The sequence below is a fragment of the Paraburkholderia humisilvae genome (genome assembly GCF_902859855.1).
In the GTDB taxonomy this organism is placed as follows: domain Bacteria; phylum Pseudomonadota; class Gammaproteobacteria; order Burkholderiales; family Burkholderiaceae; genus Paraburkholderia; species Paraburkholderia humisilvae.
Map to the genome: position 1 here is coordinate 53322 of NZ_CADIKH010000016.1, position 21429 is coordinate 74750.

General features: G+C 62.2%; 22 protein-coding genes and 1 pseudogene. 17 read left to right on the forward strand and 6 right to left on the reverse strand.

Going from position 1 to position 21429, the window contains the following annotated elements; all coding sequences use genetic code 11:
• Positions 1 to 32: 32 nt before the first annotated feature.
• Positions 33 to 527 (forward strand): YciE/YciF ferroxidase family protein, encoded by a 495-nt coding sequence (locus HV796_RS18350; RefSeq protein ID WP_175227913.1) that lies wholly within the window; start codon positions 33 to 35, stop codon positions 525 to 527.
• Positions 528 to 811: 284 nt separating this feature from the next.
• On the opposite strand, the gene HV796_RS18355 is transcribed toward HV796_RS18350, so the two are convergent.
• The 4 genes from HV796_RS18355 to HV796_RS18370 form a co-directional block, all read right to left on the reverse strand.
• Positions 812 to 1126: a hypothetical protein gene (locus HV796_RS18355; RefSeq protein WP_175227914.1), complete on the reverse strand. Its 315-nt coding sequence runs from the start codon at positions 1124 to 1126 to the stop codon at positions 812 to 814.
• An 82-nt stretch (positions 1127 to 1208) separates the two neighbouring features.
• A complete protein-coding gene (locus HV796_RS18360; protein ID WP_246355918.1) occupies positions 1209 to 1691 on the reverse strand; it encodes a Spy/CpxP family protein refolding chaperone in 483 nt (160 codons plus the stop codon).
• A gap of 78 nt (positions 1692 to 1769) precedes the next feature.
• Entirely contained in the window at positions 1770 to 2360 is a 591-nt protein-coding gene (locus HV796_RS18365; protein WP_175227915.1) for a BPSL1445 family SYLF domain-containing lipoprotein, read from the reverse strand.
• A gap of 341 nt (positions 2361 to 2701) precedes the next feature.
• The gene (locus HV796_RS18370) at positions 2702 to 3103 is read right to left on the reverse strand and encodes a response regulator (RefSeq protein WP_175227916.1); all 402 of its coding nucleotides are present in this window, start codon (positions 3101 to 3103) and stop codon (positions 2702 to 2704) included.
• 135 nt (positions 3104 to 3238) lie between these two features.
• Between HV796_RS18370 and HV796_RS18375 the strand changes: the two genes are divergently transcribed.
• From HV796_RS18375 to groL, 3 genes are all read left to right on the forward strand, one after another.
• Positions 3239 to 4363, forward strand: a complete 1125-nt coding sequence (locus HV796_RS18375; protein ID WP_175227917.1) for a sensor histidine kinase — start codon at positions 3239 to 3241, stop codon at positions 4361 to 4363.
• Between the two features lie 628 nt (positions 4364 to 4991).
• Complete coding sequence (gene groES, locus HV796_RS18380) at positions 4992 to 5282, forward strand: co-chaperone GroES (RefSeq protein WP_175227918.1); 291 nt, start codon at positions 4992 to 4994, stop codon at positions 5280 to 5282.
• Between the two features lie 43 nt (positions 5283 to 5325).
• Positions 5326 to 6966, forward strand: coding sequence for a chaperonin GroEL (gene groL, locus HV796_RS18385; RefSeq protein ID WP_175227919.1), 1641 nt, complete (start codon positions 5326 to 5328; stop codon positions 6964 to 6966).
• 208 nt (positions 6967 to 7174) lie between these two features.
• Here groL and HV796_RS18390 read toward each other — a convergent pair whose 3' ends face one another.
• Positions 7175 to 8038 carry a hydroxymethylpyrimidine/phosphomethylpyrimidine kinase gene (locus HV796_RS18390; RefSeq protein WP_175227920.1) on the reverse strand — a complete coding sequence of 288 codons (864 nt, stop codon included), beginning with the start codon at positions 8036 to 8038 and terminating at the stop codon, positions 7175 to 7177.
• 312 nt (positions 8039 to 8350) lie between these two features.
• Between HV796_RS18390 and HV796_RS18395 the strand changes: the two genes are divergently transcribed.
• The 9 genes and pseudogenes from HV796_RS18395 (at position 8351) to HV796_RS18435 (ending at position 16426) form a co-directional block, all read left to right on the forward strand.
• Positions 8351 to 8521, forward strand: a complete 171-nt coding sequence (locus HV796_RS18395; protein WP_175227921.1) for a rubredoxin — start codon at positions 8351 to 8353, stop codon at positions 8519 to 8521.
• A 441-nt stretch (positions 8522 to 8962) separates the two neighbouring features.
• On the forward strand, positions 8963 to 10522 hold the full coding sequence (locus HV796_RS18400) for a FimL-related protein (RefSeq protein ID WP_175227922.1): 1560 nt from the start codon (positions 8963 to 8965) through the stop codon (positions 10520 to 10522).
• A 174-nt stretch (positions 10523 to 10696) separates the two neighbouring features.
• Positions 10697 to 11275, forward strand: coding sequence for a YqgE/AlgH family protein (locus HV796_RS18405; RefSeq protein WP_175227923.1), 579 nt, complete (start codon positions 10697 to 10699; stop codon positions 11273 to 11275).
• Positions 11272 to 11703 carry a Holliday junction resolvase RuvX gene (ruvX, locus tag HV796_RS18410; RefSeq protein ID WP_175227924.1) on the forward strand — a complete coding sequence of 144 codons (432 nt, stop codon included), beginning with the start codon at positions 11272 to 11274 and terminating at the stop codon, positions 11701 to 11703. Before HV796_RS18405 ends, ruvX begins: the two co-directional genes overlap by 4 nt.
• Positions 11700 to 12248, forward strand: coding sequence for a bifunctional pyr operon transcriptional regulator/uracil phosphoribosyltransferase PyrR (gene pyrR, locus HV796_RS18415; protein WP_175227925.1), 549 nt, complete (start codon positions 11700 to 11702; stop codon positions 12246 to 12248). The genes ruvX and pyrR overlap by 4 nt, the downstream gene beginning before the upstream one ends.
• A gap of 135 nt (positions 12249 to 12383) precedes the next feature.
• Positions 12384 to 13410, forward strand: a pseudogene (locus tag HV796_RS18420) (aspartate carbamoyltransferase catalytic subunit).
• Positions 13411 to 13519: 109 nt separating this feature from the next.
• The gene (locus HV796_RS18425) at positions 13520 to 14797 is read left to right on the forward strand and encodes a dihydroorotase (protein WP_175227926.1); all 1278 of its coding nucleotides are present in this window, start codon (positions 13520 to 13522) and stop codon (positions 14795 to 14797) included.
• Positions 14798 to 14823: 26 nt separating this feature from the next.
• On the forward strand, positions 14824 to 15663 hold the full coding sequence (locus HV796_RS18430) for a lysophospholipid acyltransferase family protein (protein WP_175227927.1): 840 nt from the start codon (positions 14824 to 14826) through the stop codon (positions 15661 to 15663).
• A gap of 136 nt (positions 15664 to 15799) precedes the next feature.
• The gene (locus HV796_RS18435; RefSeq protein WP_175227928.1) at positions 15800 to 16426 is read left to right on the forward strand and encodes a phosphatase PAP2 family protein; all 627 of its coding nucleotides are present in this window, start codon (positions 15800 to 15802) and stop codon (positions 16424 to 16426) included.
• A 52-nt stretch (positions 16427 to 16478) separates the two neighbouring features.
• Here HV796_RS18435 and HV796_RS18440 read toward each other — a convergent pair whose 3' ends face one another.
• Positions 16479 to 17333: a symmetrical bis(5'-nucleosyl)-tetraphosphatase gene (locus tag HV796_RS18440; RefSeq protein WP_175227929.1), complete on the reverse strand. Its 855-nt coding sequence runs from the start codon at positions 17331 to 17333 to the stop codon at positions 16479 to 16481.
• A gap of 372 nt (positions 17334 to 17705) precedes the next feature.
• Between HV796_RS18440 and rfbB the strand changes: the two genes are divergently transcribed.
• From rfbB to rfbD, 4 genes are all read left to right on the forward strand, one after another.
• Positions 17706 to 18770, forward strand: a complete 1065-nt coding sequence (rfbB, locus tag HV796_RS18445) for a dTDP-glucose 4,6-dehydratase (RefSeq protein WP_175227930.1) — start codon at positions 17706 to 17708, stop codon at positions 18768 to 18770.
• A 14-nt stretch (positions 18771 to 18784) separates the two neighbouring features.
• Positions 18785 to 19678, forward strand: coding sequence for a glucose-1-phosphate thymidylyltransferase RfbA (gene rfbA, locus HV796_RS18450; RefSeq protein ID WP_175227931.1), 894 nt, complete (start codon positions 18785 to 18787; stop codon positions 19676 to 19678).
• Complete coding sequence (gene rfbC, locus HV796_RS18455) at positions 19663 to 20211, forward strand: dTDP-4-dehydrorhamnose 3,5-epimerase (RefSeq protein ID WP_175227932.1); 549 nt, start codon at positions 19663 to 19665, stop codon at positions 20209 to 20211. The genes rfbA and rfbC overlap by 16 nt, the downstream gene beginning before the upstream one ends.
• A gap of 175 nt (positions 20212 to 20386) precedes the next feature.
• Positions 20387 to 21295 (forward strand): dTDP-4-dehydrorhamnose reductase, encoded by a 909-nt coding sequence (rfbD, locus tag HV796_RS18460; RefSeq protein ID WP_175227933.1) that lies wholly within the window; start codon positions 20387 to 20389, stop codon positions 21293 to 21295.
• The last annotated feature ends 134 nt before the right edge of the window (positions 21296 to 21429 follow it).

The window sequence follows — 21429 nt, forward strand, 5'->3', positions numbered from 1 at the left end:
TTCACAAATTTCATCTATTCAGGGAGTGAGCCATGACCACCAGGACCATCAGCGATCTGTTTATCCATTCGCTATCCGACATATACAGCGCAGAGAAGCAGATGACGAAGTCGCTGCCGAAGCTTGCCCGCGCGGCAACCAATTCCGATCTGAGCGCTGCTTTCATGACACATCTGGAGGAAACGCGGGGCCAGATTGAACGGATCGACGAGGTTGTCGAAGCATGCGGGATCCGTCTCAAGCGGGTCAAATGCGTCGCCATGGAAGGCCTTGTTGAGGAGGGCCAGGAGCTGATCGATGAGATCGAGCGTGGTCCCGTTCTCGACGCAGGGCTGATTGGGGCCGCGCAAAAGGTCGAGCATTACGAGATCGCCGCCTATGGCTCGATCATCGCGCTTGCAAAGCAGCTGGGAGAAACGCATGCGGTCACCCTTCTGCTGCAGACACTGAGCGAAGAGAAAGCCACGGACGAGAAACTGTCGCTCCTCGCTGAGGAGGAGGTTGTAGCCGAAGCGCTCGGTAAATGAACCGCCTCGGTGCAGGCACGCGCCACTTGCGGCTGCGCAGCGCGTGCCCATTTCGCGGAGCCGCTTGGAAAGAGTGGATGGTCACCTATCAGGTGCTGGTATGGCTCGGTGCGGCTCTGCTCTCGATCAGCGGCTGGATATGAGCGGTGGCGGAGCGCAAGCCGGAACAACGATCTTCCCTGAGCACGTGTCTGCGCACGGCTCAGCCCCGCATCGAACGATCGGCTTCATCTGTTGAACACAAGCAATCGTGAGAGCACACCCACTCCAGCTCTCCAGCGAAACTAAAGCGGCAGGAACAGGTTGATGCCGGGTGCCGCTACCGGCGCATAGACGAGAGGCGGCGCGCCAGCACTATAGCCATATCCCTGGTCGCGATCGCCGTACCGGTTGTCATGGCGATGATCGTCATGTCGGTATGCCTGCCGGGGGGCGGCGGCGTGTCCCCCGCTATGCCGCTGGTCTCCGCGGTGAGCATCCTCTGCTCGCAGAGGCGTGGTTGCGAAGATGCAGGAAATCGCTAATGCGAAGCCGACTGTCCTCAGGTACTTCGCTCTCGTAGGACGTTTGCCCGGCGCGCGCGTGTTTGGGGTTTTCATGGTGTTCTCCTGTGTGTGGACCGTCGCCTTTGCCATATCGCGCGGTGCCGGTTCGCCGTCGACTGCGGGGCCTGGCCCGGGGTCAACCCTTCTTCGCAGCATGGTGGTGGTCACTGCGGAAGATGAGATCGGCATTGTGCTTCTGCGTGTCCGACATGCTGTTATAAAGCGGTTCGAAGGCCGAAGTGAGTTTTCTGACGCCATCCGCATGAGCATCGACAACCTGGCCGTACGCGCGTAGATCGTCAATCGCGCTCATGCTGTTTGCGGTAGCGGCACGGGACTGTCTGAGCGAATCCATGGTGCTGGCGTTATCGCGCATCGCCTGCGCGACCGGCTGCCAGAGCGATTCCTGAGCAGCGGTAATCTGAAGCCTCGTATGCAGGTTGTCGATGCGCGTATCGACCGGCGTGTGAGCGGCCACGGTCATGACGTGCGCGCCCGGCGCGGGCTGCGCTGGGGAGTCGGCACCTGCCGCATGCACGGACATCGCGATGCCGAGAAACAGGCTCGCGGCGAGCACAGCTTGGGTTCGTAGCTGGAAGAGAGTAGGTGTGTGTTTCATGAGGGTCTCAAAAGGGATTCGAACGGTCTGGGGCGAGCGAGCCGTGCATCCCTGCAGGGCTCTTACGCTTCGCGATTTTCAAAGTGACGCGAGCCGGGTGACCTTGGTGCCTTGCAACGATGCGCCCGCCATCAAGCCAGTGTTAGTGAGAACCAGAACGTCGACCTGTCCGCCGGCGGTGCTGGTGTCGAGCGCGCCGTTCGCGCCGACTTTCAATACGGCTACGGAGGCATCGCCGCCAGCCGACCATCCCTCTGTGCTGCGGAAGCGGTTGAGCGACTCGTCGGTCATGAACAGGAATACGATCGCGCGCGATTGCGCGCCGAGCTGCCAGCCGATCGAACCTGTTGTGGTGCTGTAGTAGCCGATCGTCTTTCCGCCGACGCGCAAAGATCCTTCGCCATACTGACCACCGACCACGAAGCCGACGTCGATCACCGAAGGGAACGTCAGTACGCCATGCGCCTTGGCGACCAGTTCACGCGAACCGCTGGCGACGCCGTATAGACGCGTCAAGGTGGAGTCGACATCGGCATCAATGGCGCGGCGCTTGTCTATCTGCTCACCGCGGCTCGCGTCGGAGGTCGGGGTGGTCGTGCAAGCTGAGATAGCGGCGCCAAGCGCGAGTAGCGATCCCGGTGTACTCCAGATAAAGGTTCGTCTAAGCATGATTTTCTCCCGGTTGATCGACGATAGAGGTCACGCTACGCGCATGCGAAGGAGAATGCGGTACGACAGCGTACAGACGCTGGTCAGGTTGGTCGAGGTTCGACCGCAGCGTCTTTGCCATCCGTCGCGATGCCCTTGTCGCGATGGGTCGCACGCGATTCGGTCCGCGTCAGTATCCACGGCCGGTGCACGCTGGATCGCGTCGATCGCGCTTGATGACATCGCTTATGGCACGCACGCGTACGATGCGTCGAACAAAGACGTCTTTGATTGATCGCCGGGTGAAGCACTTTCGCATGGTGCGTCAGGTACTGGAAAGCGGGTCGCGAATCGCCGCGCGACTAGGATGGATCGTCCGCGGCGGCAGCGCGCATGTGGGCTGTTATCGCAGCCAGAACGGCCGGGAGGTCGGCCGGCTTGACAAAATGGTGGTTGAATCCGGCTGCGATCGATGCGGCCTGCTGGGCGGGCGACGTCAGCGCGCTAATCGCCACCAGTAACGGGGGCGGTGCGGATCGCAGGTGCCGGATCGCTCTAGCCACGGCACGCCCGTCCATACCCGGCATCTGAATGTCGAGCACAACGGCGTCCGGACGCCAGGCGCTGTATTCGGCAAGCGCGTGCGCGCCATGTCCCGTGGTGCGGGTGTCGTACCCGTGAGCGTCGAAGAAGAGCACGTATGCCGCCAGTGAGTCCGGGTCGTCGTCGGCGATGAGCAGACGCGTGGTGTTGACGGGCGACATCGAATTCTCCTGTTTGTTGACAGGCAGCAATCGTCGGACCCGACGACCCCATATCGTGGGTTTGCCAATTGCCAGGGATTCCGCAAAAATGCCTGATACGAAATCAAGACATTTCGGTCCGTCTCAGGGGTAAACATGCGATTAGCTGACTTCATCCTCGACCATATGGAAGCTATTTTGTCGCGATGGGAGGCGTTCGCCGGCACCCTGTTGCCCGCAGCGACCGGCATGAAATCGCTAGCCTTGCGGGACCATGCGCAGCAGCTTTTGCAGGCCATCGCAAAGGATCTGTCCACTCCCCAAAGCGAGGATGACCAGGTCGAGAAGTCGATGGGGCGGGCGTCCAAAATGGCCGGCGCTCCGGAGACAGCTGCACAAACGCACGCGCTCATGCGCGCGCGAAGCGGCTTTGACATCAACCAGCTGGTTGCCGAATACCGCGCTCTGCGCGCCAGCGTGCTCCGGCTATGGACGGAAGGTCGTGAGCCCGACAGTCATCACGTGGATGACATGGTCCGCTTCAACGAGGCCATCGATCAGGCCATCGCCGAATCGATCAGCTATTTCAGCGCGCATGTCGACCAGGCTCGCAATCTGTTGCTTGGAATGCTCGGGCACGACATGCGCAGTCCGCTGCAGACCATCCGGATAACCGCGGCCTATCTCGCGGCGCTGAACGCCGGTGAAAAAGTGTCGAGCGCCGCGTCCCGCTTGATCAGAAGCGGTGTACGCATGCAGGCGTTGCTGGACGATATGGTTGACTACAATCGGACGCGGCTTGGGCTGGATATCAGTATCGCGCCTGCCACCACCGATCTGGCGTTGCTGTTTGCCGATGAGCTGGACCAGTTGCGAGTCGTGCATCCAGACCGTCAGGTCGATCTGGACGTGAGCGGTGACTGCGTCGGGGTTTGGGACGGCAGACGTCTGCAGCAGTTGCTTGGCAATCTCGTCCTGAATGCGATCAAGTACGGCGCGCAAGACTCGCCGGTGCGGGTGACGGTGACCGGCAGGGACGCGGACGTGTTGCTGGACGTCACGAACGCTGGCGTTGCCATTGAGCGCTCGACCCTCGAGCGCATCTTTGATCCACTACAACGTGGCCCGAACCATCAAGGCGGAAATGCCGATGGTAGTCTCGGGCTGGGGCTGTATATCGCGCGCGAGATTGCCAGGGCTCATGGGGGTGAGATTGGTGCGCGATCCGACGAGACCGAAACGGTGTTCTCGGTACGCCTGCCTCGTAGCTTGACAGGCTGATCGCGTTTGCGCGGAACCCTGACCCGGGATTTGCATTGCATTCCTGAATCCAGCAGATCGTATCCGGCCGACACGAGCAGATTGCCGTATTGCGCGTTGAAGTTCTTCGTCACACCAGGCGTAAAGTAATTTCGCCAGTCTCCCGCGATGCCTTTGCGCTCGTGAGACATGCGGTTTTCCTCTTCGGGCTTTCGAAGCAGGTCTTCATAGCGAACGAAATTTTCCCCGGACTAGCCGATCCAGGTGTTTGGACTGCGGGTTAACACCTATCAATCGACGGTTGTGCGTTGCAAGTCTGACCTGCCTGCGCGAATGGTCGGTGGCAGCGCTCGTTTGCGCACCGCGTTCCATGGCTCGGTATACGATATCAAGTCATTGTTTTGTTGAAGGTTTTTGAATCTGGAGCGGGTGCTTGAGATGGCGCAAGTTCAAGGTTAAGTGAACAAAGTTCAAACTTGAGTGAGTCTCGACAGCGGCCTGATTAAGTGCGCTCACGCTTCTTGAATTTGTCACTCCCTCTCCATATAATTAGCACTCGTCGCACCCGAGTGCTAACAGTTTCTCCGGCCGGGCTCGCCGGTCGGGTTGTCCTCAGCGTTCTTCAGTCTCAACCAAGAGAGGAGTATGTATGAACCTTCGTCCTTTGCACGATCGCGTGATCGTCAAGCGTCTTGACCAGGAAACCAAGACCGCTTCGGGTATCGTGATCCCCGATGCCGCAGCGGAAAAGCCGGATCAAGGCGAAATCCTCGCAGTCGGCCCGGGCAAGCGTGACGACAAGGGCGCCCTGATCGCGCTCGACGTGAAGATCGGCGACCGCGTCCTGTTCGGCAAGTACGCTGGCCAGACCGTCAAGGTCGACGGCCAGGAACTGCTGGTGATGCGCGAAGAAGACATTATGGCTGTGGTGAACAGGTAAGTTCACGTCCCAGTTCATTCAAAAGCATTCAAGGAGTTAGAAGATGGCAGCTAAAGACGTCGTATTCGGCGATTCCGCCCGCTCGAAAATGGTCGAAGGCGTGAATATTCTCGCCAACGCAGTGAAAGTCACGCTGGGCCCGAAGGGCCGCAATGTCGTGCTCGAGCGCAGCTTCGGCGGCCCGACGGTCACCAAGGACGGTGTGTCGGTCGCGAAGGAAATCGAACTGAAGGACAAGCTCCAGAACATGGGCGCGCAAATGGTCAAGGAAGTCGCTTCCAAGACCAGCGACAACGCCGGTGACGGTACGACGACGGCTACCGTGCTCGCGCAATCGATCGTTCGCGAAGGCATGAAGTACGTCGCATCGGGCATGAACCCGATGGACCTGAAGCGCGGTATCGACAAGGCGGTGACCGCTGCGATCGAAGAGCTGCGCAAGATCAGCAAGCCGTGCACGACGAACAAGGAAATCGCGCAAGTTGGCGCGATCTCGGCGAACAGCGATTCGTCGATCGGCGATCGTATCGCTGAAGCGATGGACAAGGTCGGCAAGGAAGGCGTGATCACCGTCGAAGACGGCAAGTCGCTGCAAGACGAACTCGACGTCGTCGAAGGCATGCAGTTCGACCGCGGCTATCTGTCGCCGTACTTCATCAACAACCCGGACAAGCAAGTCGCCGTTCTCGACAACCCGTTCGTGCTGCTGCACGACAAGAAGGTGTCGAACATCCGCGATCTGCTGCCGGTGCTCGAGCAAGTGGCGAAGGCTGGCCGTCCGCTGCTGATCATCGCTGAAGACGTCGAAGGCGAAGCGCTCGCGACGCTGGTCGTCAACAACATCCGCGGCATTCTGAAGACGGTTGCCGTGAAGGCGCCGGGCTTCGGCGATCGTCGTAAGGCGATGCTGGAAGACATCGCGATCCTGACCGGCGGTCAGGTGGTCGCGGAAGAAACCGGCCTGTCGCTCGAAAAGGCGACGCTGCAAGAGCTGGGTCAAGCGAAGCGCATCGAAGTGGGCAAGGAAAACACGACGATCATCGACGGCGCGGGCGAAGCCGCAACCATCGAAGCGCGCGTGAAGCAAGTGCGCACGCAGATCGACGAAGCGACGTCGGACTACGACCGTGAAAAGCTGCAGGAACGCGTGGCGAAGCTGGCCGGCGGCGTGGCAGTGATCAAGGTCGGCGCTGCGACCGAAGTCGAAATGAAGGAAAAGAAGGCGCGTGTCGAAGACGCGCTGCACGCTACGCGCGCAGCCGTTGAAGAAGGCATCGTGGCCGGCGGTGGCGTTGCGCTGATCCGCGCTCGCGCTGCAATCGCAGGCCTGAAGGGCGAGAACGCCGATCAGGACGCGGGTGTCAAGATCGTGCTGCGTGCAATGGAAGAGCCGCTGCGCCAGATCGTGGCGAACGGCGGCGAAGAAGCCAGCGTCGTGGTCGCATCGGTGTCGGCCGGCAAGGGCAACTACGGCTACAACGCGGCAACCGGCGAGTATGTCGACATGGTCGAAGCAGGCGTGGTCGATCCGACGAAGGTCACGCGCACCGCGCTGCAAAACGCAGCTTCGGTCGCCGGCCTGCTGCTGACGACGGACGCAGCCGTATGCGAACTGCCGAAGGAAGACGCACCGATGCCTGGTGGCATGCCCGGCGGTATGGGCGGCATGGGCATGGACATGTAATTCGGCGTCAAGCTGGAGAGCATCGGAAGGGCGCGCCGTGAGGCGCGTCCTTCGAAAAGAAAACCCGCAGCGTGAATTTTTCACGGTGCGGGTTTTTTTCTGCGCGCGCGGTTTGCGTGCCGTCTGCTTGTGGGTCTGCGAAGGGCATCTGGCGCGTCGCGTGAAACGCGCGCCACGCTGCCGCACCCCCGGCCACCACGCCGCTGAATCAGTGCCGCGCTTCTCCTCCCGGCGCTCCGCCTTTGCCCGCAGTGGCAGGCTTGTCTTCATCACCCTCCCGCGCCCAGAAGAACCGGTCCGGCAAATACGCACCCATGCCCGGCCTGAACGCGTTCTGCATCGCCTGAAACAGATACTCCTGTGCCTCGCGTACCGCTTCCGCCGGGTCCTGCCCATTTGCGAGCAATGCCGCGATCGCCGCGCCTAGCGTATCGGTCATGCCCGCCACGCGTTGCGTGCCGCGATCCCACATATCCTGGCGCAACTGGCCTTCCTCGCAGTAAAGCGTGTTGACGAGCCGATGCGTGCCCGTTTCCATTGACAGGATGTACTCGCAGCCTTGCGACAGCAGATGCGACACCGCCGCGTCTAGCGTCGGCGCCTCGGCGTCGCCGTCCGGCTGCGCGAGCGCGAGCAGCGTGGCGTGATCGGCAATGAGCAGCGTCGTTTGTGGCGCGAGCAGGTCGGCGATCGCTTCGCGTAATTCGTCGGCGGCGAGCACATGCTCGTCGTCGAGTGTGAAATCAGGCGCGAGGATGAGCGGGATGTCGTCATAGTCGGCGACCACTTCCGCGATGGCGCTCACCACTTCGGCTCGCGTGGCCGCGCCAACCTTGAATGCGGCGATTGGCATGTCTTCGAGCAGCATGCGGGCCTGGGTTGCGACGACTTCCGGGTCCAGCGCGGTGACTTCGTCGCAACTCGCGGAGTCGCGCACGGTATAGCCGGTCAGAACAGTGACACCATGGCAGCCCATGCTGGCCAACGTCATCAGGTCGGCTTGCAGGCCGGAGCCGCCAGTGGGGTCGGAAAGGCCGAAAGTGAGGACGATCGGAGGGGTGTCGCTGGGCATGAAAAGTGGCTGGTAAATGTGCAACGGGTGGACACAACGCATGGCCGCCATTCGGCGAGCCTGTCGAGACCATTCGGGGACCCGGCCGGGACATTCATTCGATTCGCAAGATGCACCCTGTACCCGGCGCGGCCGACTCAATTATGCGGCTTTATGCTGCGGCGGGGCGGTTTTTCGCTGCGCACCGTACGGCTGCACCCGAAGGCCGCGATGCTGCAGCGCATAATCGCGCATGCCTTTCGCTAGGCATGGGGGCGGCAACACGGTACCATCATGGCTCCCGATTTAACGGACTTTTCGACGCGCAAAAGAATGGAATATAGAAGCTGGATGTGCCTGATCTGCGGCTGGATTTACGACGAGGAAGCCGGCTTGCCGGAAGAAGGGATCGCGCCGGGCACGCGCTGGGAGGATGTGCCGATCAACTGGACCTGCCCCGAGTGCGGGGCCCGGAAGGAAGATTTCGAAATGGTCGAGATCTGACCCGTTCGCGGGTTGTTTCCGCGTTGTTGCCACGTATTGTCACCCATTGTCGCAGGCGTGCCGGGGTGCACGCGGCGGCTCGCACCAGAAGCGCGCACGGCGCGCATCACGTGTGACGGGTAATGCGTGGCGCGGCAGCGGTCCAGTGCCGGGGCGTACCGGGGGCGCGAACCCTACATGGTCGGCCGTTGAGATCGTCAAGCGAGGTCGCGTCGACACGTCGCACGTCGGTCAATCGCTGCACTGCTGACGTGACCCTGGTCGATGTGATCGATACGTTGGCGTACATCGCGCACGCATCCCGCGGCCATCCTGGCGGAGGTCCTTGCAGGTATCCTCGGAAGGTCCCTTTTCCGCAGATCCCGCGAGACCAGTGCGGTGATACCGCCGTGTCCGTTTCAGCATCGGTTTCGGTCCGTCGGCGTTCCAGCTAGCGATCCCATGACGACACCTCCATCCGCTCCCGGCAGCACCCTCGAAGCGTTGCCCAATCCGCGCGGCGGCGCCGTGCGCGCGGCCGAAACCGCACTTGCCGACGCCCTTTCCGCACACGAACAGCATCGCGACGCGGCATTGTCCGTTTTGCACGCCGCGCACGCGCTGCGCGAAGCAGGGTGGCTTGCCGCCCATCGTTTTGCCGACGCGTTGGTGTTGGCTTCGCCGCTTGCGTTCGATACTGCCGATGCCGCCCGTCCCGCTCATCTCGCCGGCGCCGCTGCAACGGAGAGTCCGGTCCGCACCGAATTCGGAGCGGCGCTGCGCGCGTTTGCGGCCGCGCTTGGCAGGCGCAACCTGCAGGAGCTGTCGTGCTCGCCGTCCCTGTATGTGCACTATCGCGCGCTGTCGGCGCTGATCGCGCAGCACACGCCGGGCTTTACCGTTGCATTCGAAAATCTCGCGCTGGCGGGTCGGCCGGTTTCGCCCGCGATGTTGCATACCCAGCCGGCGCAGCGGCTCGCGCATCTACGGGCGCGTTACGAGCAGGCACTGCTGCCGGTATTGCGCGCGCAGACGGGTGACGGCGTCATGTCGGCAGCGACGCTCGTCGTGAAGGCCGCGCTCGACGAGCTCGAGGCCTGTATCGCCGAGCTCACCGGTCCCGATCCCTATGATTTTTGGCGTCTTGCAGGCGGTTGCGCCCGCGCGCTGCGCGTGAGCGGTCACTTAGCCGGAGACCGCGCTGGCGACGCGGACGCGCGGCGTTTCTTCGCACGGTGCAACCTCGCGCTGGCGGATCAGGCACGCGGCATCCCGTTCGCGCCGCGCTCGCTGGTGCGCGCGACGCTGGCGTTGTTGTGGCGCGACTACGCGCTGTTTGGCGCAGCGGCCGAAGATACCGACCCGGTCGAACTGCTGCGCGATTACGGTCTGACGGTGGTCTGGCATGTGGCGGGCACGAGCGCATCGGAGGCGCTGTGGGAGGCGCAGGCCGCGGGGGCGGGTGCCCATCCGTCGGCCAGCGAAACGCAAGACCATCCGCGATTCAGCCCGACTGACCCCTCAGCCACCCCATCCGACGCGCATCAAACCCATCCTTCATCCACTCAACCGGCACCGACCCGAGCACTCGGCGCAGTCACCGTTCACGCGAACGCGTACGAAGATTTTCTTCAGACCGCGGATGCATCGATTGCCGCCCTGTCGGAACACGCTCGCGCTGCCGATAACCCGCAAAAGGCCGACCCGAGCGCAGCGTTACAGGCGGGTGACGCCGCGTACCGGCTCGGTGCGTCCGCGTGCGCGCTCGGGCTCGGCCATGTCGCGCTGCTGTCGGATGCGCTAGGCCTTGCGTGGCGACGTCGCGCGCACGCTGCAGCGGTGAAGCCCGACGCGCGGACACTGGTGAACATCGAAGCACCCGATGCGGCGACGCTCGAACATGCGGCGCTTGCGTTGCGCGCGATGCTGCACCAGATCGCGGCAGGTATTGCGCCGCCACAATCGGGCAGCGCGCTCGCGGCGTTGACGCGCGCCATCGAATTGGGCGGCACGGCTACGTGAAGTACCGCGCACATGGCATGCAACACAACGCGCTCGCGCCATCGGCCGGCCGTAAGTGCGTGTTAGAGTGCACCTATGGTCCGCCGTCCGTGGAGCGCGGAAGTGTTGCGTGGCGCATCACGCGCGGTGCATAGGCGGTCTGCACTTCCACTCGTCTTTGCTAGAATTTGACCTATGTCCAAGAGTTCCGACCGCATCAATCTGACCAACCAGTTCCTGATCGCCATGCCCAACATGGCGGATCCGACGTTTTCAGGGACGGTGGTCTACCTTTGCGATCATAGCGAGCGCGGCGCACTCGGTCTGGTCATCAACCGGCCGACTGATATCGATCTGGAAGCGCTGTTCAATCGCATTGATCTGAAGCTCGAAATCGAACCCCTGCTGCATGTCCCCGTGTATTTCGGCGGCCCGGTGCAAACCGAGCGCGGCTTTGTATTGCATGACGCGGGGCAGGGCAGCTCATACACGTCGTCGATGCAAGTGCCGGGCGGCCTCGAAATGACCACGTCAAAAGACGTGCTCGAAGCGGTCGCGAACGGCAAGGGCCCCGGGCGCTTTCTGCTGACGCTCGGCCATGCGGGTTGGGGCGCGGGCCAACTCGAGGAAGAAATCTCGAAGAACGGCTGGCTTACCGTCGAGGCCGACCCGAAGATCGTCTTCGATGTGCCGGCCGAAGACCGCTTCGAAGCGGCGCTTGCGCTGCTCGGTGTATCACTTTCGATGCTTTCCGGCGAAGCAGGTCACGCATGAGCGTTGCGCCCGAACGTGAAGCGACGCTGCTTGCGTTCGATTATGGCGAGAAACGCATTGGCGTCGCCGTTGGCAATTCCCTGACGAAAAGCGCGCGGCCGCTCGTGGTCGTGCAGAACCGCAACCGCGACTATCGTTTTGCCGAACTCGGCAAGCTGATCGGCGAATGGAAGCCGGATGCGCTGGTGGTCGGTCTGCCGATGCATCCGGATGGCACCCCGCACGCGATGACCCAGCAGGCAAAACGCTTCGGCAATCAGTTGAACGGCCGTTTCAATCTGCCCGTGACGTGGGTCGACGAGCGCTATTCGTCGGTCGAAGCCGAAGCCGGTGTGCGCAGCGGCGTGGCCCGTGCGGAACTGCTCGATGCCGAAGCCGCCTGCATCATCCTTCAGCAGTACTTCGAAGAATCCGGATTACCCCGATGAGCCAGAACCTCAGTTCCCTTGACGCGGAGGCGCTTTATCGCGTCGTGCTCGAACAGATCCGTGCGGCTTATGGTGAAGCGCTCGGTCATCCGGACGAGCCCGGCGGTGCGGTGCTGGCCGGCATCTATAGCGGCGGCGCGTGGCTTGCGGAGCGTCTTGCGCGCGACCTGAACGTGCCGGGCTACGGCGTCGTCAACGTCGCGCTGCATCGCGACGACTATGCGAAGAAGGGCCTGCATACGCAAGCGAGCCCGACGTCGCTGCCATTCGACGTCAGCAATCACCGCATTCTGCTGGTCGACGATGTGCTGTATACCGGCCGCACCGTGCGCGCGGCCATCAACGAACTTTACGACTACGGCCGGCCCGCCGCGGTGGAACTGGCGGTGCTGGCGGACCGCGGTGGGCGCGAGTTGCCGGTTGCGGCGCGCTTTGTCGGCGGTGTCGTCGATGTACCGGCCGATGCGACGCTCGTGCTTGCGCGCCATGACGAAGCAGCGGGCGCGCCGCGTTTCACTTTTCATACCGAAGCACGCGCGGATTGAACATAACTGCCGCGGCGAGCGGCACGAAATGGCACGAAGCGGCACGAAGCGGCACGAAGCGGCGCGCGAGCCGATGCGCCCAACGCGTTCACCACGCGCCGCGCTTTGCCGCAACACGTTTGACTCAGGACCACGATGAACAAGCCCAACCCGGTCACCCAGGATTCCACGCAGCGCGCCGCCGAGGCGCGGCATTTTCGTTACGGTTTCCTGAAGGGTAATCCGCAGCTCACGAAGAACGGCGAGCTCAAGCATCTGTTGACGATCGAAGGCTTGCCGCGCGCGATCGTCAATCACATTCTCGACACGGCCGAGCAGTTCGTCAGCGTGACGGACCGCGAGGTGAAGAAGGTGCCGCTGTTGCGCGGCAAGTCGGTGTTCAATCTGTTTTTCGAGAACTCGACGCGTACGCGCACGACGTTTGAAATCGCCGCGAAGCGGCTGTCAGCCGACGTGATCAATCTGAACATCAACGCATCGTCGACGAGCAAGGGCGAGTCGTTGCTCGATACGATCAATAATCTGTCGGCGATGCACGCGGATATGTTTGTCGTGCGGCATGCATCGAGCGGCGCGCCTTATCTGATTGCCGAGCACTGCGCGCCGCACGTGCACGTGATCAATGCCGGCGACGGACGCCATGCGCACCCTACGCAGGGCCTGCTTGTACACGATCCGCCATTACAAGCGCGATTTCACGAATCTGCGGGTGGCGATTGTCGGCGATATTTTGCACTCGCGCGTCGCGCGCTCGGATATCCACGCGCTCACCACGCTCGGCGTGCCCGAAGTGCGCGCGATCGGCCCGCGCACGCTGCTACCGGGCGGGCTCGAACAGATGGGCGTGCGTGTGTTCCACAATCTCGACGAGGGACTGAAGGACGTCGACGTGATCATCATGCTGCGTTTGCAGAACGAGCGGATGAGCGGCGCGCTGCTGCCGTCGGCGCAGGAATACTTCAAGAGCTGGGGCCTGACGCCCGAGCGCCTCGCACTCGCGAAGCCCGATGCGATCGTGATGCACCCCGGCCCGATGAACCGCGGCGTCGAGATCGATTCGCAGGTCGCGGACGGTCCGCAGTCGGTCATTCTGAATCAGGTGACGTTCGGTATCGCGGTTCGCATGGCGGTGATGGGTATCGTCGCGGGCAACCACGACTGATTGCACGCGCAACGATCGACACGGCTGGCGACGGTGTACATATGCACGGAAAGGCACATACGGCACATCAAGGCGGCATCGCAACAAACAACGCACAAGAAGGCAGCGCATGAAGATTCACATCGAGGGCGGCACGCTGATCGATCCGGCCGCGGGCACCGAACGGCAGCAGGACATCTTTATCGCGGCGGGCAAGATCGTTGCGCTCGGTAGCGCGCCCGCCGACTTCCACGCGGCGAAGACCATCGATGCGCGCGGCCTGATGGTCACGCCGGGGCTCGTCGATCTGTCCGCGCGGCTGCGTGAGCCGGGCTACGAACACAAGGCGACACTCGAATCCGAAATGGCCGCGGCGCTTGCGGGCGGCGTGACGACGCTTGTGTGTCCGCCCGACACGGACCCGGTGCTCGACGAACCGGGCCTTGTCGAAATGCTGAAGTTCCGTGCGCGCAATCTGAATCAGGTGCACGTGTATCCGCTCGGCGCGCTGACGGTCGGCCTGAAAGGGCAGGTGATCACCGAGATGGTCGAGCTGACCGAGGCGGGCTGCATCGGTTTTTCGCAGGCGGATGTGCCGGTCGTCGATACGCAGGTGCTGCTGCGCGCACTGCAGTACGCGAGCACGTATGGTTTTACGGTGTGGCTGCGCCCGCTGGACGCTTATCTCGCCAAGGGCGGTGTTGCCGCGAGCGGCGCGCTGGCGTCGCGGCTGGGGTTGTCCGGCGTGCCGGTATCGGCGGAAACGATCGCGTTGCACACGATATTCGAACTGGTTCGCGTGACCGGCGCGCGCGTGCATGTGTCGCATCTGTCGTCAGCGGCCGGCATCGAGCTCACACGTGCCGCGAAGGCGGAAGGTTTGCCGGTCACCTGCGATGTGACGATCAACCATGTGCATCTGATCGACGTCGATATCGGTTACTTCGATGCGCAGTTCCGCCTCGATCCGCCGCTGCGTTCGCAGCGCGATCGCGAAGCGATTCGCATGGGCCTGATCGACGGGACGATTGATGCGATATGCTCGGACCACACGCCGGTCGATGACGACGAAAAGCTGTTGCCGTTTGCCGAAGCGACGCCGGGCGCAACCGGACTCGAACTCCTGCTATCGCTGACCGTGAAGTGGGCCGACGAAGCTAAGGTGCCGCTCGCACGGGCCATCAAGCGCATCACCGCGGCGCCGGCCGGCGTGCTGAAGCTCGCGGCGGGCCGTATCGAAGCGGGTGTGTCCGCGGACCTGTGCATCTTCGAGCGCGACGCTTATTGGCGCGTCGAACCGCGCGCGCTGAAGAGCCAGGGGCATAACACGCCGTTTCTCGGATACGAACTGCCGGCGCGCGTGCGCGCGACCATCGTGTCCGGGCAACTGGCATTCGAACAACGCTGAACTCAAACGCACGGAAGACTTTCAGCATGAAGCACGCGTTCCGCAAGATACGACTTGTTGCCCATCTGGCGTACGGCATGTGGGTAGTCGCCACGCGCTTTTCGCGGGTCACCGCGCAACAGCGCTCTGAACTGAACCGCGCGTGGTCGCTGCGATTTCTGCAGCTCGCGGGCATGCGCCTGGTCGTGCACAACGACGGCGCGCGGCTCGACGAAGGGGCGCTGGTCGTCAGCAATCATGTTTCGTGGATCGATATCTACGTGATCAACGCATGGCGGCCGACGCGCTTCGTGTCGAAAGCGGAAGTGCGCAAGTGGCCGGTGATCGGCTGGTTCGCGGAACAGCTCGACACCGTGTTTTTGCAGCGTGAGAAACGCAGCGACGCGAAGCGCATCGTGCATGAGCTCGCGGATCACCTCATTGCTGGCGACGTGATTTGCGTGTTCCCCGAGGGCACGACAACCGACGGGCGCGAACTGCTGCCGTTTCATGCGAACCTGTTCCAGGCGGCTGTGTCCGCAGCGCGGCCGGTGCAGCCGCTCTGTCTTTACTACGAAGATGCGCGCGGCAATCAGTCGACGGCGCCGTCGTATATCGGCGAGATGTCGCTGGGCGAGTCGCTCGATACGTTATTGCGCGGCACGCCGCTGACTGCGCATGTGGTTGTTTGCGATCCGCTCGCGCCGGGTGCGGAGCGGCGCGTGCTGGCCGCGCAGGCGCAGGCGGCGGTGGAGGGCGCGCTCGATCGTCTGCGGCCGGTTGGCGCGCGTGCGCGGCAGCAGGCGGTGCTTGGGCAAACTGAGCAGGAGGCCGATGCGGCGCACGCCGGCGATACGCCGGCGGCCAACGGACCGCTCGCGCAATAAGGCGGGCGGACACGTAGCAATCGCAGTCGCTCGCGGTCGCTCACAGTTGGGTCAGCGGGCGGCGCGAACGAACGTCTCACGTGCGCCTGTGTCTGATCGAACAGACGGAAACCGACCAATCGATTACCCTCCCCCGATGCTCACGGATCCCGATTTCTTTCTTTGGAATATTTTCGCTAGCGTTGGCGATGCGGCATTCACGCTGCCGATTGCGCTTGTTTGCGCGATCTGGCTGTGGTTTTCCGCACGTCGCGAGGCCGGTCGCTGGATACTGTTGCTCGCGATCGGCATGGCGCTTGTAGGCGCAACCAAGATTCTGTACGCGGGCTGTGGCATCGAAATTCAATCGCTGCATTTCCGCGTGCTTAGCGGTCACACCACGTTGTCGGCGATGGTCTGGACCGTCGCGATGTCGTTGTTGTGCCGTTGTGCGGGCGGTCGCGCACGGACCGGCGTGATCATCGGATTGCTGATCGGTGTGCTGACCGCGGTCGCGCGCGTGTTCGACGACGCGCATTCGGTCACCGAAGTGATTGCCGGCTGGGTGCTAGGCGCGGCGCTCGCGATCGTGTTCGTGCGCAGCTTTGTGCGTTCGCGCGTGAAGCTCGCGAAGCCGCGTTTTGCGGCACTGGGGCTGTTGCTGGTCGCGTCGGTTGCGTATGGGCGCCATGCGCCGATTCAGCAGATGATCGAAGACTATTCGCCGGGGGTGTGTGCGAGGTTGTTTCCGAGTCTGGCTGCGGAGGTGCGTAGGGAGTTATAGCACTGCGCCGTGCGGCCTCGCACCCGCGCAGTGCATCGGCTGATTCCCGCGCTTATTCGGTGTCGGCGGATGCGCGACAGCCTGAGCAATCCATCTGCGTGACTGTGCGGTCCGCCGGTTCACGCGTGAGTCGGACCGCGGATAGCTGATTGCCCCACACGCAGCCGGAATCGAGCCCGATCACGTTGTCACGCATCAGCAGGCCGAGCGCGGCCCAATGGCCGAAAACAACAGTAACCTCCGCGGTGCGCCGCGACGGCACATCGAACCAGGGCATAAAGCCCGACGGCGTCGAATCAAGACCGCCGCTCGACGTGAAATCCATTACGCCGTCCGCGTTGCAAAAGCGCATTCTGGTCAGCGCGGTGCAGGTCACGCGCAGCCTGTCGATGCCTTTGAGGCTCGGCTTCCAGCGGTTCGGCTCGTTGCCGTACAGGCCTGCCAGCGTTTCTTTCCAGTTCGGCGCGCGCAGTGCGCGCTGCAGTTCGTTGGCGAGTTCCATTGTCAGCGTCGCGTCCCACTGCGGCGGCACGCCGGCGTGGACGAGCAGCATGTCGTTATCGAAATGCGCGATGGGGCGGTGGCGGACCCATTCGAGCAGTTCGTCGGCATCGGGCGCGGCAAGAATGTCGTCGATCGTGTCGCCTTTTTTCAACTTGCGGATGCCGGCCGACACCGATAGCAGATGCAGGTCATGATTACCGAGCACCGTAATTGCGCGGTCACCCAGAGCGACCAGCTCGCGCAGCGTGGCAAGCGAGCCGGGACCGCGGTTGACGATGTCGCCGGCGAACCACAGCGGGGTGTCATCCGACGGCGCGGCTTTCGCGAGCAAGCGCTGGAATTCGTTGTGGCAGCCTTGCAGGTCGCCGAAGGCGAGGGGAGCGGGCCGCGTGGAAGTGGTCATCTGAGTCCGGGTTGTGTAAGCGTCACGACAGTCACGCCATGTGCGGAAAAGCACCGACGCATACGTTGCGCCCAGGCCTTAATGCCGGTGCGGACGCTGGCGTGACGCGCTGCGCCGTGCCGACGACGCGCGCGGGGTGACACGACCGGCGGCACGACCGTGCGGGGAGCCGCAACTGAGCCGACTGCACAATATCGCGTGACATAATACCTGGTTTAAGAGGCTGCCACGAGCGTTGAAAAAGGTGCAGCCGTGCAATGGCCGCTGCATGGGGCTGGAGTAAGCGCTGAAGCGCCAACTCTGGCCGACAGCTTTGCATGGGGCTGGAGTAAGCGCTAAAGCGCCAACTCCAGCCGACAGATAGGGGGAAGCATGATTATCGTCACCGGGGGGGCGGGCTTCATCGGCGCCAATTTCGTGCTCGACTGGCTGCGCGATTGCGATGAGCCGATCGTCAACGTCGACAATCTGACGTACGCGGGCAATGCCGAAACGCTTGCGCCACTTGCCGGCGACCCTCGACATATTTTTTCCCAGGTCGATATCTGTGATCGCGCGGCGATCGATGCGCTGTTTGTCACTTACCGGCCCCACGCGATATTGCATTTCGCGGCGGAAAGCCACGTGGACCGGTCGATCAACGGGCCCGCCGAGTTCGTGCAAACAAATGTGGTCGGCACCTTCACGCTGCTCGAGGCCGCGCGCGCCTACTGGAATGGCCTTGCGGGCGACGAGAAAGCAGCCTTTCGCTTCCTGCACGTGTCGACCGACGAAGTGTTTGGCTCGCTCAACCCCACCGATCCAGCTTTCAATGAGCATACGGCGTACGCGCCGAATAGCCCTTACTCGGCAAGCAAGGCGGCGTCCGATCATTTCGTGCGCGCGTACCACCATACGTACGGTCTGCCGACGCTCACCACCAACTGCTCGAATAACTACGGCCCGTATCAGTTTCCCGAGAAGCTGATTCCGCTCACGATCATCAATGCGATCGGGGGCAAGAAGCTGCCGGTCTATGGCGACGGCAAAAATGTGCGCGACTGGTTGTATGTGACCGACCATTGCGCGGCGATTCGCACGGTGCTGCAAAAGGGCGTGCCGGGCGAAACGTACAACATCGGCGGATGGAACGAGCAGGCGAATATCGACGTCGTGCATACGCTGTGCCGTACGCTCGACGAGCTGCGGCCGTCGGCGTCGGGGACGGCCTATGCGGCGCAGATCGAATTTGTGAAGGACCGGCCTGGCCACGATCGCCGGTATGCGATCGACGCGACGCGCATCGAGCGCGAGCTCGGCTGGCGCCCCGCGGAGACGTTCGAGACCGGTATCAGGAAGACGGTGCTCTGGTATCTCGAGCATCCGGAGTGGGTTGCCGGCGTGACGAGCGGCAGCTATCGTCACTGGATGGAAACGCACTACGCGGGAACGGTGTGAAAAAGGACACGCGGATGGCACGGAAGGGAATCATTCTCGCGGGCGGGTCGGGCACGCGCCTGTATCCGATCACGCATGCGATCTCGAAGCAGCTGCTGCCGGTGTACGACAAGCCGATGATCTACTATCCGCTGTCGACGCTGATGCTGGCGGGCATTCGCGAGGTATTGATCATCTCGACACCGCAGGACACGCCTCGCTTCGAGGCGATGCTCGGCGACGGCAGCCAGTGGGGGATGTCGTTTCAATATGCGGTGCAGCCGTCGCCGGACGGGCTGGCGCAGGCATTCGTGATTGGCCGTGATTTCATTGCCGGCGACCCGAGCGCGTTGATTCTCGGCGACAACATTTTTCATGGTCACGATCTCGCGCGTCAGTTGCGCGACGCGAATGCGCGGACCGATTGCGCGACGGTGTTTGCGTATCACGTGAACGATCCGCAACGTTACGGCGTGGTTGAGTTCGATGAGCAGATGCGCGCGGTGTCGATCGAAGAAAAGCCGGCTCAACCGCGCTCATCGTATGCGGTGACGGGCCTGTATTTCTACGATGCGGATGTGTGCGATATCGCGAAGGAGATCAAACCGTCGGCACGCGGCGAATACGAGATCACCGACGTCAATTCGCGCTATCTGGCGGCGGGCAAGCTGCAGGTCGAGATTATGGGTCGCGGGTATGCGTGGCTCGATACTGGCACGCACGATTCGCTGATCGACGCGGCGACGTTTATCGCGACGTTACAGAAACGTCAGGGACTCGTGGTAGCGTGCCCGGAAGAAATTGCGTACCGGTATCGCTGGATCGACGCCGAACAGGTGATGAGGCTGGCTGAGCCGCTCTCGAAGAACGATTACGGGCGGTATTTGAAAAATATTCTGACGGACAAGGTGGTATGGCAATTCAAGTGACGGCGACCGCGCTGCCTGAAGTCAAGCTGATCGAGCCGAAGGTGTTCGGCGATGCGCGAGGGTTTTTTCTGGAAAGCTTCAATGCGCGGGAGTTTGCCGAGCAGGTGCAGGCTGGGGTGGAGTTTGTTCAGGATAACCATTCAAGGTCGGCGAAGGGCGTGTTGCGGGGGTTGCATTATCAGATTGAGCATGCGCAGGGGAAGTTGGTGAGGGTGGTGGCGGGGGAGGTGTTTGATGTTGTGGTCGACATGCGCAGACAGTCGCCGGACTTTGGCAAATGGGTTGGGCAGCGGCTGACTGCGGATAACATGCAGCAACTCTGGATCCCCCCAGGCTTTGCACACGGGTTTGTTGTGCTCTCCGAATTCGCGGATTTTCTGTACAAGACGACAGATTATTGGTTTCCGCACCACGAGCGCTGTCTGCTGTGGAACGATCCCGATGTGGGCATTGACTGGCCCATCACGAGCGATCCGATCCTCGCTCTGAAGGATGCGAACGGACAACGATTTGCGACGGCGGAAAGCTATTGAATGTTCGTGGCGTTGCTTCGCTGCATAACGATTTGAGTCGCTGTCCTGCCAATTTGTATCAGTCTGTTAGGTCGTTTTCTAATAACGCGAGCGAGTATCTATAATCTCGCCTCCGATCCGGGCATCGTTCGGTAAAAACGGGCAGCTCAATCGTGGGCATGGGCAATTTATACCTATGGCTGAGCGCGTTGATCCCGTCGTTCTTGTGACTGGCTCTAACGGACAGGTGGGCACAGCGTTGCTGAGTCGCCTGACAGGGTTTGGCAGGCTCGTCGCTGCCGAGAGGAATTTGCTGGATCTGTCGGATCTGGCGCAGGTGCGTCGGGTCGTCTCGCAGGTGAAGCCGGCGGTCATCGTAAACTGCGCCGCCTATACAGCTGTCGACAAAGCGGAAAGCGACAGTGAACTAACCATGCGGATAAACGGCGAGGCGCCAGGCGTTCTTGCAGAAGAGGCTCGCCGTACGGGCGCATTGCTCGTGCACTATTCGACCGACTACGTGTTTGATGGGTCGAAAGATGGTGCGTATGTTGAGAGTGATACGCCGAATCCGCTGAATGTGTACGGGGCGAGCAAGCTGGCAGGAGAGCGGGCCATTGCTCAAGCGGGTGGCGCCTGGCTGGTGTTGCGTACCAGTTGGGTGTACGGCTTGTATGGCAAGAATTTTCTGTTGACGATGCTGCGACTTGGTGCCCAAAAGAAAGAGATCCCTGTTGTTGCCGATCAGTTTGGCGCACCAACCTGGGCGGGAACGATTGCCGACTTGACGGTGCAGATGCTGCAACAGACGCCTGTCGCCGAAAAAGAGGCGCTCTCATGGTGGACGCAGCGCAGTGGCGTGTATCACATGACAGCGGCCGGCGCCACAAGTTGGGCTGGTTTCGCCGAGGCGATCTTTGCGCAGGCGGAGTTAGACGTCACTCCAACGGTCATGCCGATTCCGACAGAAGCGTATCCGACGCCAGCGCGACGTCCTCGCAACTCGCGGTTGTCGAACGAGAAGGTGGCGCAAGCGTTCAATATTCAATCGCCGGATTGGCTCGTCGAATTGCAGCGCTGCATGTCTTCTCACGGGCAAAGTTGATTGCGGCAGGGCCGATCGACCTTCATCGTCCGCGGCGGTTGCCCGATAGGCGTGCAATAACGGACAATAGCGAGCCAGCCGAGGGTCCGCATGCCGCGCGCCTGACGAAGCGATGGCATCGCGAATCCGTTTCT

Excerpts from the sequence above, each read along its gene's own strand:
- rfbA (WP_175227931.1), top strand. The coding sequence starts at position 18,785 with ATGGCACGGAAGGGAATCATTCTCGCGGGCGGGTCGGGCACGCGCCTG.
- HV796_RS18405 (WP_175227923.1), top strand. The coding sequence starts at position 10,697 with ATGTCCAAGAGTTCCGACCGCATCAATCTGACCAACCAGTTCCTGATC.
- HV796_RS18425 (WP_175227926.1), top strand. The coding sequence starts at position 13,520 with ATGAAGATTCACATCGAGGGCGGCACGCTGATCGATCCGGCCGCGGGC.
- HV796_RS18375 (WP_175227917.1), top strand. The coding sequence starts at position 3,239 with ATGCGATTAGCTGACTTCATCCTCGACCATATGGAAGCTATTTTGTCG.
- HV796_RS18360 (WP_246355918.1), bottom strand. The coding sequence starts at position 1,691 with ATGAAACACACACCTACTCTCTTCCAGCTACGAACCCAAGCTGTGCTC.
- HV796_RS18430 (WP_175227927.1), top strand. The coding sequence starts at position 14,824 with ATGAAGCACGCGTTCCGCAAGATACGACTTGTTGCCCATCTGGCGTAC.
- HV796_RS18400 (WP_175227922.1), top strand. The coding sequence starts at position 8,963 with ATGACGACACCTCCATCCGCTCCCGGCAGCACCCTCGAAGCGTTGCCC.
- groES (WP_175227918.1), top strand. The coding sequence starts at position 4,992 with ATGAACCTTCGTCCTTTGCACGATCGCGTGATCGTCAAGCGTCTTGAC.
- HV796_RS18440 (WP_175227929.1), bottom strand. The coding sequence starts at position 17,333 with ATGACCACTTCCACGCGGCCCGCTCCCCTCGCCTTCGGCGACCTGCAA.
- rfbC (WP_175227932.1), top strand. The coding sequence starts at position 19,663 with ATGGCAATTCAAGTGACGGCGACCGCGCTGCCTGAAGTCAAGCTGATC.
- HV796_RS18350 (WP_175227913.1), top strand. The coding sequence starts at position 33 with ATGACCACCAGGACCATCAGCGATCTGTTTATCCATTCGCTATCCGAC.
- rfbD (WP_175227933.1), top strand. The coding sequence starts at position 20,387 with ATGGCTGAGCGCGTTGATCCCGTCGTTCTTGTGACTGGCTCTAACGGA.
- rfbB (WP_175227930.1), top strand. The coding sequence starts at position 17,706 with ATGATTATCGTCACCGGGGGGGCGGGCTTCATCGGCGCCAATTTCGTG.
- HV796_RS18355 (WP_175227914.1), bottom strand. The coding sequence starts at position 1,126 with ATGAAAACCCCAAACACGCGCGCGCCGGGCAAACGTCCTACGAGAGCG.
- HV796_RS18390 (WP_175227920.1), bottom strand. The coding sequence starts at position 8,038 with ATGCCCAGCGACACCCCTCCGATCGTCCTCACTTTCGGCCTTTCCGAC.
- groL (WP_175227919.1), top strand. The coding sequence starts at position 5,326 with ATGGCAGCTAAAGACGTCGTATTCGGCGATTCCGCCCGCTCGAAAATG.
- HV796_RS18365 (WP_175227915.1), bottom strand. The coding sequence starts at position 2,360 with ATGCTTAGACGAACCTTTATCTGGAGTACACCGGGATCGCTACTCGCG.
- pyrR (WP_175227925.1), top strand. The coding sequence starts at position 11,700 with ATGAGCCAGAACCTCAGTTCCCTTGACGCGGAGGCGCTTTATCGCGTC.
- HV796_RS18370 (WP_175227916.1), bottom strand. The coding sequence starts at position 3,103 with ATGTCGCCCGTCAACACCACGCGTCTGCTCATCGCCGACGACGACCCG.
- HV796_RS18435 (WP_175227928.1), top strand. The coding sequence starts at position 15,800 with ATGCTCACGGATCCCGATTTCTTTCTTTGGAATATTTTCGCTAGCGTT.
- HV796_RS18395 (WP_175227921.1), top strand. The coding sequence starts at position 8,351 with ATGGAATATAGAAGCTGGATGTGCCTGATCTGCGGCTGGATTTACGAC.
- ruvX (WP_175227924.1), top strand. The coding sequence starts at position 11,272 with ATGAGCGTTGCGCCCGAACGTGAAGCGACGCTGCTTGCGTTCGATTAT.